This is a genomic window from Escherichia sp. E.sYA108 (assembly GCF_011754335.1).
In the GTDB taxonomy this organism is placed as follows: Bacteria; Pseudomonadota; Gammaproteobacteria; order Enterobacterales; family Enterobacteriaceae; genus Escherichia; species Escherichia coli.
Window position 1 is genome coordinate 162268 of record NZ_JAAQVZ010000001.1, and the last position, 11814, is coordinate 174081.

11 protein-coding genes are annotated in these 11814 nt (G+C 48.5%); 6 read left to right on the forward strand and 5 right to left on the reverse strand.

Translation table 11 applies throughout. The features are described 5' to 3' along the window. Window positions 1–55: 55 nt before the first annotated feature. The 4 genes from xylR to xylF all read right to left on the reverse strand — a co-directional run bounded on the left by xylR (window position 56) and on the right by xylF (window position 5082). The gene (gene xylR, locus HBM92_RS00760) at window positions 56–1234 is read right to left on the reverse strand and encodes a D-xylose utilization transcriptional activator XylR (protein WP_000494484.1); all 1179 of its coding nucleotides are present in this window, start codon (window positions 1232–1234) and stop codon (window positions 56–58) included. Window positions 1235–1311: 77 nt separating this feature from the next. Continuing rightward, window positions 1312–2493: a xylose ABC transporter permease XylH gene (gene xylH, locus HBM92_RS00765; protein WP_000045978.1), complete on the reverse strand. Its 1182-nt coding sequence runs from the start codon at window positions 2491–2493 to the stop codon at window positions 1312–1314. Then, on the reverse strand, window positions 2471–4012 hold the full coding sequence (gene xylG, locus HBM92_RS00770; protein ID WP_001146503.1) for a D-xylose ABC transporter ATP-binding protein: 1542 nt from the start codon (window positions 4010–4012) through the stop codon (window positions 2471–2473). Before xylG ends, xylH begins: the two co-directional genes overlap by 23 nt. Window positions 4013–4089: 77 nt before the next feature. Then, entirely contained in the window at window positions 4090–5082 is a 993-nt protein-coding gene (xylF, locus tag HBM92_RS00775) for a D-xylose ABC transporter substrate-binding protein (RefSeq protein ID WP_001296518.1), read from the reverse strand. A 365-nt stretch (window positions 5083–5447) separates the two neighbouring features. Here xylF and xylA point away from each other — a divergent pair, with 365 nt between their 5' ends. The 4 genes from xylA (at window position 5448) to yiaA (ending at window position 9289) form a co-directional block, all read left to right on the forward strand. Then, window positions 5448–6770: a xylose isomerase gene (xylA, locus tag HBM92_RS00780; RefSeq protein WP_001149592.1), complete on the forward strand. Its 1323-nt coding sequence runs from the start codon at window positions 5448–5450 to the stop codon at window positions 6768–6770. A gap of 71 nt (window positions 6771–6841) precedes the next feature. Next, window positions 6842–8296 carry a xylulokinase gene (gene xylB / locus HBM92_RS00785; RefSeq protein WP_000275346.1) on the forward strand — a complete coding sequence of 485 codons (1455 nt, stop codon included), beginning with the start codon at window positions 6842–6844 and terminating at the stop codon, window positions 8294–8296. Window positions 8297–8464: 168 nt separating this feature from the next. Beyond that, entirely contained in the window at window positions 8465–8806 is a 342-nt protein-coding gene (gene yiaB, locus HBM92_RS00790) for an inner membrane protein YiaB (RefSeq protein ID WP_001296517.1), read from the forward strand. A 45-nt stretch (window positions 8807–8851) separates the two neighbouring features. Continuing rightward, window positions 8852–9289 (forward strand): inner membrane protein YiaA, encoded by a 438-nt coding sequence (yiaA, locus tag HBM92_RS00795; protein ID WP_001296516.1) that lies wholly within the window; start codon window positions 8852–8854, stop codon window positions 9287–9289. A 41-nt stretch (window positions 9290–9330) separates the two neighbouring features. Here the strand turns inward: yiaA and wecH are convergent, their stop codons facing one another. Continuing rightward, complete coding sequence (wecH, locus tag HBM92_RS00800) at window positions 9331–10326, reverse strand: O-acetyltransferase WecH (protein ID WP_001182637.1); 996 nt, start codon at window positions 10324–10326, stop codon at window positions 9331–9333. 174 nt (window positions 10327–10500) lie between these two features. Between wecH and HBM92_RS00805 the strand changes: the two genes are divergently transcribed. Beyond that, complete coding sequence (locus HBM92_RS00805; RefSeq protein ID WP_000980102.1) at window positions 10501–10800, forward strand: YsaB family lipoprotein; 300 nt, start codon at window positions 10501–10503, stop codon at window positions 10798–10800. Window positions 10801–10894: 94 nt separating this feature from the next. Further along, entirely contained in the window at window positions 10895–11806 is a 912-nt protein-coding gene (gene glyQ, locus HBM92_RS00810; protein WP_001168544.1) for a glycine--tRNA ligase subunit alpha, read from the forward strand. The last annotated feature ends 8 nt before the right edge of the window (window positions 11807–11814 follow it).

Here is an 11814-nt window from a genome sequence, read left to right on the forward strand (position 1 = left end):
GTATCAGGTGGTTGTGCTGAGTTACCTGATGCGACGCCGATAATTCTCATCATCGCTACAACATGACCTCGCTATTTACATCGCGATACTCTTTTGGCGTTGTGTCATATGCTTTTTTAAAAACAGAGTAGAAATATTGCAGCGATGGATAACCGCACATTTGCGATATCTCGTTAATTGACAAGGTAGTAGAAATCAGCAGGCTGCGCGCTTTCTCCAGCTTTTCGGCATGAATCATGGCGTGAATGGTTTCGCCCACCTCTTCTTTAAAACGCTTCTCAAGATTGGAGCGTGATATGCCCACCGCATCCAGTACCTGATCCACTTTAATCCCTTTACAGGCGTGATTACGAATGTAATGCATGGCCTGAATAACGGCGGGATCGGTCAGCGAGCGGTAATCTGTTGAGCGCCGTTCAATGACGCGAACTGGTGGGACCAAAATCCGCTGTAGCGGCATTTCTTCTTTATCTAATAATCGATGCAACAGTTTTGCCGCCTGATAGCCCATTTGCCGTGCGCCCTGAGCGACCGAAGAAAGGGCGACACGCGACAGATAGCGGGTCAGTTCTTCGTTATCGATGCCAATCACGCATAATTTTTCCGGTACGGGAATGTGTAGATGTTCACATACTTGCAGAATATGCCGCGCCCGGGCGTCAGTAACGGCAATAATCCCGGTTTGCGGTGGCAGCGTTTGTAGCCAGTCTGCCAGCCGATTTTGCGCGTGTTGCCAGTTCTCTGGCGCGGTTTCTAACCCCTGATAAACCACTCCGCGATACTTTTCTTCGGCGACAAGCTGACGAAATGCATATTCGCGTTCAGTGGCCCAACGTTTACCGCTTGATTCCGGAAGACCATAAAAAGCAAAGCGGTTAACGCCTTTCTCTTTTAAATGCAAAAATGCGCTTTCAACCAGCGCATAGTTATCGGTGGCAATGTAATGAACGGGTGGGTAACTTTCGGCAAGGTGATACGAGCCACCAACCCCAACAATGGGGACGTCGACATCAGCCAGCGCTTGCTCGATTTGTTTGTCGTCGAAGTCGGCAATGACGCCATCTCCTAACCAGTCCTTGATTTTATCAATGCGGGCGCGGAAATCTTCTTCAATGAAAATATCCCATTCCGATTGTGACGCCTGTAAATATTCCCCTACGCCTTCTACTACCTGCCGGTCATAGGCTTTATTGGCATTGAACAGTAATGTGATGCGGTGACGTTTAGTAAACATGGTTCTTTTCCTGCTGAATCATGCAAAAACTCAAAACCGGTAATACGTTACCGGCTTTGAGAAAATTTTTATCAAAATCAAGAACGGCGTTTGGTTGCGGAGTCCATCCATACTGCCAGCAACAGAATCGCACCTTTAACGATATACTGCCAGAAGGTCGGTACATCCATCATACTCATGCCGTTATCCAGTGAAGCCATGATGAATGCCCCCATTACTGCTCCAGCCACGCTCCCGACGCCGCCTGCCAGACTGGTGCCGCCAATCACACATGCTGCAATTGCGTCCAGCTCGGCGATATTTCCCGCAGAAGGTGAACCAGCGCCGAGTCGAGAACTGAGGATTAATCCGGCGATGGCTACCATTAATCCGTTAATAGCGAACACGGCAAGTTTGGTGCGTTCAACGTTAATCCCGGAGAGACGTGCCGCTTCCAGATTGCCGCCGATGGCATAAATGCGTCGTCCAAATGCCGTCCGCGTTGCCATAAACATTCCGCCGAGTAACAGCAACGTCAGCAGCAGAACAGGAGTGGGAACACCACGGTAATCATTCAACAGCCAGATTGCGCCTAATACGATGATAGCGGTTAAAGCCTGGCGACCGACTACTGCGGTAGAGGCCGGAGACTGCAAACCCAAAGCCTGACGGCGCATTCTTCCGCGCCATTGCCAGCCAACAAAAGCCATTAAGCCAAGCGCGCCAATGATGAAGCCGGTGCTGGCAGGTAGATAGCTTTGCCCAATTTGTGACATCGCGGCGCTGGTGGGGGAAACAGTCGTGCCGTTGGTGATGCCAATGAGTATGCCACGAAATGCCAACATGCCCGCGAGGGTGACAATAAATGAAGGGACTTTGCGGTACGCGACCCACCATCCGTTCCAGGCTCCGAGAAGCAGTCCCAGAACCAACGTCACAATGATGGTAAGTGGCAAAGGCCAGCCTAGCCAGACGTCACAAATCGCCGCGACGCCACCTAACAGCCCCATCATTGAGCCGACGGAAAGGTCGATTTCAGCAGAAATTATGACGAACACCATTCCTACCGCGAGGATGCCGGTAATCGCGGTTTGGCGTAACAGGTTGGAGACGTTACGGGCGCTTAAGTAGGCACCATCGGTGGTCCAGGTAAAGAACAGCATGATTGCGATGATAGCTGCAATCATCACGAAGACCTGCAAATTCAGTGATTTCAGCCCGGAAAAGCCACCGGATGTCGGTACGGCTAATTTCACTTCAGACGGATTGCTTTTCGACATGATGTTCGCTCCTCAATGCGGCTTCCATCACCTGCTCCTGAGTCAGGTTATGATTTATCAGGTTGGCTTTTAGTTTCCCTTCATGCATCACCAGTACACGATCGCTAAGGCCGAGCACTTCAGGTAATTCGGAAGAGATGACAATAACGGCAATACCCTGCTGGACGAGTTGGTTAATTAATTTGTAGATCTCGTATTTCGCGCCAATATCGATACCCCTGGTGGGTTCATCAAGAATGAGAATGCGCGGGTTAAGTAACAGACAGCGAGCGAGGATCGCTTTTTGTTGATTGCCGCCGCTCAAACGTCCAATAGCAAGGTCGGGGGACGACGTTTTAACTTTGAGTTGCTGGATTGATTCCAGAATACATTTTTGCTCTGCCGCGTCATCAAGCTGGCTAATACTACCGGTAAATTTTTTGAGTGCGGCGAGGGTAATATTTTTACCAACCGCCATTACCGGAACGATGCCGTCGCGCTTTCTGTCTTCGGGTACCATCGCAATCCCCTGGGCGATGGCTTGCTGACAGTTACGAATATCTACCTGTTTGCCGTCAATATAAATTTTCCCTTCCCATTGTCCGGGCCACACACCAAACAGGCACTGAATAGTCTCGGTACGTCCGGCACCAACGAGTCCGGCGATACCCAGTATTTCGCCACGTTTCAGGGAAAACGAGACATCATTAACTCGTTTAATATGACGATTAACCGGATGCCATGCCGTCAGATGTTCAATACGTAATATTTCATCTCCGGTGGTATGTGGTTCATTAGGGTAAAGCGCGGTTAACTCTCGCCCGACCATCATGGTGATAATATCGTCTTCACTCATTCCAGCAGCATCACGCGTGCCAATGTGCTGACCGTCGCGAATAACGCAAATCGTATCGGAAATCGCTTTGACTTCGTTGAGTTTGTGCGAAATATAAATACAGGCGATACCGTGCTGTTGTAGATCGCGAATAATATCCAGTAAAACCGACGTTTCCTGCTCAGTTAATGAGGCTGTCGGCTCATCGAGAATTAACAAACGCACCTGTTTATTAAGTGCCTTGGCAATTTCAACCAGTTGTTGTTGCCCAAGTCCTAAATCGCCAACGCGGGTATCAGGTGAAATGGATAAACTGACCTGTGCGAGCAGCTTCTGACAGCGTAGCGTCATCAGGTCATAATCCATAATGCCATTATGGGTTATTTCGTTACCCAGGAAGATATTTTCCAGCACGGTCAGTTCTTTCACCAGCGCCAATTCCTGGTGAATAATGGCGATACCTTTGCGTTCGGTATCGCGGATGTGACTCGCCTGAATCTCTTCTCCCGCAAAAATAATTTCGCCTTCGTAGGAACCATGGGGATAAATACCACACAGCACTTTCATCAGCGTTGATTTACCTGACCCATTTTCCCCACAGAGTGAGACGATTTCGCCAGCATTCAACCGCAAGCTGACGTTATCAATCGCCTTCACACTGCCGAAGGTTTTGGTAATGTTCTTCATTTCAAGTAGATAAGGCATAACGACTCCACCTAAGCCAATCAATTCACGCGGCATGGAGAGAAATCACGCCCCCGCTCCGCGCCGGGGCGTAACGCTTACAGCTCGCTCTCTTTGTGGAATCCGTCTTTAACTACCGTATCTTTGATGTTGTTTTTATTCACATCGATCGGTGTCAGCAGGCGGGAGGGAACATCTTTCAGGCCATTATTCAGTGTGGTATCCGCTTTTGGCTCCTGACCATTGCCCAACTCAACGGCAATTTCTGCGGCAGTATTTGCCAACAATGTAATAGGTTTATACACCGTCATAGTTTGCGTACCGGCAGCAATACGTTTAATACCTGCAAGATCCGCATCCTGGCCGGAAATTGCTACTTTCCCTGATAAACCTTGCGCGCTTAATGCCTGAATTGCCCCTCCTGCGGTGGCATCGTTTGAGGCAACTACAGCATCAATTTTGTTATTATTGGCGGTTAGCGCGTTTTCCATAATTTTCAATGCGTTTTCCGGTAACCAGCCATCAACCCATTGGTCACCAACGACTTTAATTTTTCCGGAATCAACATAAGGTTTTAATACTTTCATTTGCCCGGCGCGGAACAGCTTGGCGTTGTTATCTACCGGCGAGCCGCCCATCAGGAAGTAATTACCTTGCGGAACAATATCGACCAGGGCTTTTGCCTGCAGTTCACCGACTTTTTCATTATCGAAAGAAATATAAAAATCGATATCCGCATCGTTAATCATACGGTCGTAAGCTAATACTTTAATACCTTCTTGTTTGGCTTCTTTTACAACGTTACTTAATACCTGACCGTTATAAGGAATAATGACAAGAACATCGACACCCCGGTTAATCATGTTTTCAATCTGCGACATTTGTGTTTCTTCATTGCCATTTGCAGACTGTACAAATACTTTCGCGCCGAGAGATTCTGCTTTTTTCACAAAAATATCTCGATCTTTTTGCCAGCGTTCAAGACGGAGATCATCAATCGCCATACCTATTTTGACTTCTTTGGCGTGTGCCGCAACGTTGGTAAGCAGAAGTGAGGTGCAAAGGGTGAGTAGAATGTTCTTTATTTTCATGGTGTAGGGCCTTCTGTAGTTAGAGGACAGCTTTAATAAGTAACAATCACCGCGATAAACGTAACCAATTTTTAGCAACTAAACAGGGGAAAACAATTACAGATTTTTATCTTTCGATTACGATTTTTGGTTTATTTCTTGATTTATGACCGAGATCTTACTTTTGTTGCGCAATTGTACTTATTGCATTTTTCTCTTCGAGGAATTACCCAGTTTCATCATCCCATTTTATTTTGCGAGCGAGCGCACACTTGTGAATTATCTCAATAGCAGTGTGAAATAACATAATTGAGCAACTGAAAGGGAGTGCCCAATATTACGACATCATCCATCACCCGCGGCATTACCTGATTATGGAGTTCAATATGCAAGCCTATTTTGACCAGCTCGATCGCGTTCGTTATGAAGGCTCAAAATCCTCAAACCCGTTAGCATTCCGTCACTACAATCCCGACGAACTGGTGTTGGGCAAGCGTATGGAAGAGCACTTGCGTTTTGCCGCCTGCTACTGGCACACCTTCTGCTGGAACGGGGCGGATATGTTTGGTGTGGGAGCGTTTAATCGTCCGTGGCAGCAGCCTGGTGAGGCACTGGCGTTGGCGAAGCGTAAAGCAGATGTCGCATTTGAGTTTTTCCACAAGTTACATGTGCCATTTTATTGCTTCCACGATGTGGATGTTTCCCCTGAGGGCGCGTCGTTAAAAGAGTACATCAATAATTTTGCGCAAATGGTTGATGTCCTGGCAGGCAAGCAAGAAGAGAGCGGCGTGAAGCTGCTGTGGGGAACTGCTAACTGCTTTACAAACCCTCGCTATGGCGCGGGTGCGGCGACGAACCCAGATCCTGAAGTCTTCAGTTGGGCGGCAACGCAAGTTGTTACAGCGATGGAAGCAACCCATAAATTGGGCGGTGAAAACTATGTCCTGTGGGGGGGTCGTGAAGGTTACGAAACGCTGTTAAATACCGACTTGCGCCAGGAGCGTGAACAGCTGGGCCGCTTTATGCAGATGGTGGTTGAGCATAAACATAAAATCGGTTTCCAGGGCACGTTGCTTATCGAACCGAAACCGCAAGAACCGACCAAACATCAATATGATTACGATGCTGCGACGGTCTATGGCTTCCTGAAACAGTTTGGTCTGGAAAAAGAGATTAAACTGAATATTGAAGCTAACCACGCGACGCTGGCAGGTCACTCTTTCCATCATGAAATAGCCACCGCCATTGCGCTTGGCCTGTTCGGTTCTGTCGACGCCAACCGTGGCGATGCGCAACTGGGCTGGGACACCGACCAGTTCCCGAACAGTGTGGAAGAGAATGCGCTGGTGATGTATGAAATTCTCAAAGCAGGCGGTTTCACCACCGGTGGTCTGAACTTCGATGCCAAAGTACGTCGTCAAAGTACTGATAAATATGATCTGTTTTACGGTCATATCGGCGCGATGGATACGATGGCGTTGGCGCTGAAAATTGCAGCGCGCATGATTGAAGATGGCGAGCTGGATAAACGCATCGCGCAGCGTTATTCCGGCTGGAATAGTGAATTAGGCCAGCAAATCCTGAAAGGCCAAATGTCACTGGCAGATTTAGCCAAATATGCTCAGGAACATAATTTGTCTCCGGTGCATCAGAGTGGTCGCCAGGAGCAACTGGAAAATCTGGTAAATCATTATCTGTTCGACAAATAACGGCTAACTGTGCAGTCCGTTGGCCCGGTTATCAGTAGCGATACCGGGCATTTTTTTAAGGAACGATCGATATGTATATCGGGATAGATCTTGGCACCTCGGGCGTAAAAGTTATTTTGCTCAACGAGCAGGGTGAGGTGGTTGCTGCGCAAACGGAAAAGCTGACCGTTTCGCGCCCGCATCCACTCTGGTCGGAACAAGACCCGGAACAGTGGTGGCAGGCAACTGATCGCGCAATGAAAGCTCTGGGCGTTCAGCATTCTCTGCAAGACGTTAAAGCATTAGGTATTGCCGGACAGATGCACGGTGCAACCTTACTGGATGCTCAGCAACGGGTGTTACGCCCTGCCATTTTGTGGAACGACGGGCGCTGTGCGCAAGAGTGCACTTTGCTGGAAGCGCGAGTTCCGCAATCGCGGGTGATTACCGGCAACCTGATGATGCCCGGATTTACTGCGCCTAAATTGCTATGGGTTCAGCGGCATGAGCCGGAGATATTCCGTCAAATCGATAAAGTATTATTACCGAAAGATTACTTGCGTCTGCGTATGACGGGGGAGTTTGCCAGCGATATGTCTGACGCAGCTGGCACTATGTGGCTGGATGTCGCAAAGCGTGACTGGAGCGATCTCATGCTGCAGGCTTGCCACTTATCTCGTGACCAGATGCCCGCATTATACGAAGGCAGCGAAATTACTGGTGCTTTGTTACCTGAAGTTGCGAAAGCGTGGGGTATGGCGGCGGTGCCAGTTATCGCAGGCGGTGGCGACAATGCAGCTGGTGCGGTTGGTGTGGGAATGGTTGATGCTAATCAGGCAATGTTATCGCTGGGGACGTCGGGGGTCTATTTTGCTGTCAGCGAAGGGTTCTTAAGCAAGCCAGAAAGCGCCGTACATAGCTTTTGCCATGCGTTACCGCAACGTTGGCATTTAATGTCTGTAATGCTGAGTGCGGCTTCGTGTCTGGATTGGGCCGCGAAATTAACCGGCCTGAGCAATGTCCCTGCTTTAATCACTGCAGCTCGACAGGCTGATGAAAGTGCCGAGCCAGTTTGGTTTCTGCCTTATCTTTCCGGCGAGCGTACACCACACAATAATCCCCAGGCGAAAGGGGTTTTCTTTGGTTTGACTCATCAACATGGCCCCAATGAACTGGCGCGAGCAGTGCTGGAAGGCGTGGGTTATGCGCTGGCAGATGGCATGGATGTCGTGCATGCCTGCGGCATTAAACCGCAAAGTGTTACGTTGATTGGTGGCGGGGCGCGTAGTGAGTACTGGCGTCAAATGCTGGCGGACATCAGCGGTCAGCAACTGGATTACCGCACGGGTGGCGATGTGGGGCCAGCACTGGGCGCAGCAAGGCTGGCGCAGATTGCGGCGAATCCAGAGAAATCGCTCATTGAGTTGTTGCCGCAACTACCGTTAGAACAGTCGCATCTACCAGATGCGCAGTGTTATGCCGCTTATCAGCCACGACGAGAAACGTTCCGTCGCCTCTATCAGCAACTTCTGCCATTAATGGCGTAAACGTTATCCCCTGCCTGACCGGGTGGGGGATAATTCACATCTATATATATAAATAATTAATTAATATTTAGTATGAATTTATTCTGAAAATCATTTGTTAATGGCATTTTTCAGTTTTGTCTTTCGTTGGTTACTCGTAATGTATCGCTGGTAGATATGGAGATCGTTATGAAAACCTCAAAGACTGTGGCAAAACTATTATTTGTTGTCGGGGCGCTGGTTTATCTGGTTGGGCTATGGATCTCATGCCCATTGTTAAGTGGAAAAGGTTATTTTCTTGGCGTGTTAATGACGGCAACTTTTGGCAACTATGCATATCTTCGCGCAGAAAAACTTGGGCAACTGGATGATTTTTTTATCCACGTCTGTCAGTTGGTAGCGTTAATCACTATCGGTCTCTTGTTTATCGGTGTTTTAAACGCACCTATCAATGCTTATGAAATGGTGATCTACCCCATCGCCTTTTTTGTCTGCTTGTTTGGTCAAATGCGTTTGTTTCGCTCGGCATGAGCAACATAAAGTTCTTACACATTCAGGAATGAAAGGAATACTGTGATGGACAACAAAATATCAACCTATTCTCCGGCATTTAGTATTGTTTCATGGGTAGCCCTTATTGGCGGTATTGTTACCTATCTGTTAGGACTATGGAATGCAGAGATGCAGTTAAATGAAAAAGGGTATTATTTTGCCGTACTGGTATTAGGTTTGTTTTCCGCGGCGTCTTATCAAAAGACCGTTCGGGACAAGTATGAAGGCATACCTACCACCCCCATTTATTATATGACTTGCCTGACGGTCTTTATTATCTCTGTTGCGTTGTTGCTGGTAGGTCTATGGAATGCAACGTTATTACTCAGCGAAAAAGGCTTTTATGGGCTGGCTTTCTTCTTAAGCTTGTTTGGTGCAGTAGCGGTGCAGAAGAATATTCGTGATGCCGGAATAAACCCACCAAAAGAAACACAGGTTACCCAGGAAGAATACAGCGAATAATTCACATAAGCCCGGTCAGTCCAATGTGACCGGGCTTCTACTTAACTCACTAATCTGTTTCTGTCGATTCGTTGTACCAGCATAGAAAGTAATAAACTCACTGCCAGGGTCGCGCAAAAGATCCAAATAATATCGAGTATTGGCCAGTTTTTAAGCTCAATCCCCCGGGTGCGCAGTGCATGGATAATCAATGCATGGAACCCGTATATACCTAACGAATGGCGGGAGATTAAGCCAAGTCCGCAAATAGTACGCGTATACAGCGTGTTTTTAACCAGAGTCAATAACGCGATTGCGCAGATAAAAACCATCGGCCCACAGTAAAGATACCAGGTATCGGCAAAATTTCCGCGCCACTGTAATTCATATAATGTCCCGCGAGAGATAATAAAAACCCCCGTCGCAAACAGTGCGGCGCTCACCCACGACAGTGCTTTATGCTGTGTGTCCATCATCCCTATAGCGCGGCCCAACATGCCATAAAGGATGTAGTAAAAAGTATCGCCATTGATATATAAGTTAATTGGCAGCCATTCAAAACCGTCGATTTTCTGCGGCACGGTGTTTGGGTTAGCGATGACACCAATCACCACCATTAGCACCAGCAACATTTTTCCGCCGACGTTCTTCACCTGAATCAGCGGTGAAACCAGATAAATCACTGCAATCGCGAAGAAAAACCATAAATGGTAAAACACTGGCTTTTGCAGCAGGTTTTTCAGCGCTAACTCCACATTGATGGAGGTAAACAGCGCAATGTAGAGCAGCGCGATTGCGCTATAAAAAAACAGGCATAAGCCGATACGCAAGAAATGGCGCGACTGGGCGCTGCGTTCGCCAAAAAAGAGATAGCCGGAAATCATGAAAAATAGCGGCACGCTGACACGAGAGGCAGAATTCAGAACATTGGCGATATCCCAGGTGATGGGGCTAACACTATGAGCATTGGTCACATACCAGGTAGTGGTGTGAATCATCACCACCATTAAACACGCTATCCCTCGCAGGTTATCAATCCAGTAAATTTTGGGCTGCATCTGTGTCTCTGTATCTGGTTAAAAAAAGTCTGACCGATAAATCATTCAGTTGGCGCACTGGAATAATCTGAGTTTTATCACTACAGCTTATAGAGGCTTAAGGAAATTCGTAAGATATCAGCCACTATACCGATATAAATAATAAGACTCACCTGCAAACCAGACGGTAATTTAATGATGATGAACGCTTTCTTTCCAGCAATGGCGCTTATTGTGCTAGTGGGTTGTTCTACACCGCCACCCGTGCAGAAAGCACAACGGGTAAAGGTTGATCCTCTGCGTTCGTTGAATATGGAAGCGTTATGCAAGGATCAGGCGGCAAAACGTTATAACACCGGCGAGCAAAAAATCGACGTCACCGCCTTCGAACAGTTCCAGGGAAGCTATGAAATGCGCGGTTATACCTTCCGGAAAGAGCAGTTTGTCTGTTCTTTTGACGCGGATGGCCATTTTTTGCATCTTTCCATGCGTTAAGCCCTGCTTTTTCCCGTTTCGTACTGTATATCTTCCATCCAGCGGGTATACTGATCCCTTCCTTTAAATCCACACGTATCCAGCACGAAATAATATGCAAAAGTTTGATACCAGGACCTTCCAGGGCTTGATCCTGACCTTACAGGATTACTGGGCTCGCCAGGGCTGCACCATTGTTCAACCATTGGACATGGAAGTCGGCGCGGGAACCTCTCACCCAATGACCTGTCTGCGCGCGCTGGGGCCAGAACCGATGGCGGCTGCTTATGTTCAGCCTTCTCGTCGCCCGACCGATGGTCGCTACGGCGAAAACCCCAACCGTTTACAGCACTACTATCAGTTCCAGGTGGTCATTAAGCCATCGCCGGACAATATTCAGGAGCTGTACCTCGGTTCTCTGAAAGAGCTGGGCATGGACCCGACCATCCACGACATCCGTTTCGTGGAAGATAACTGGGAAAACCCGACGCTGGGTGCCTGGGGGCTGGGCTGGGAAGTGTGGCTAAACGGCATGGAAGTGACGCAGTTCACTTACTTCCAGCAGGTTGGTGGTCTGGAATGTAAACCGGTTACCGGTGAGATCACCTACGGTCTGGAACGTCTGGCCATGTACATTCAGGGCGTAGACAGCGTTTACGACCTGGTCTGGAGCGACGGCCCGCTGGGTAAAACCACCTACGGCGACGTGTTCCATCAGAACGAAGTGGAGCAGTCCACTTACAACTTCGAATACGCGGATGTGGACTTCCTGTTCACCTGCTTCGAGCAGTACGAGAAAGAAGCGCAGCAACTGCTGGCGCTGGAAAATCCGCTGCCGCTGCCAGCCTACGAGCGTATTCTGAAAGCCGCCCACAGCTTCAACCTGCTGGATGCGCGTAAAGCCATCTCCGTCACCGAGCGTCAGCGCTATATTCTGCGCATTCGCACCCTGACCAAAGCAGTGGCAGAAGCATACTACGCTTCCCGTGAAGCCCTCGGCTTCCCGATGTGCAACAAAGATAAGTAAGAGGCGGC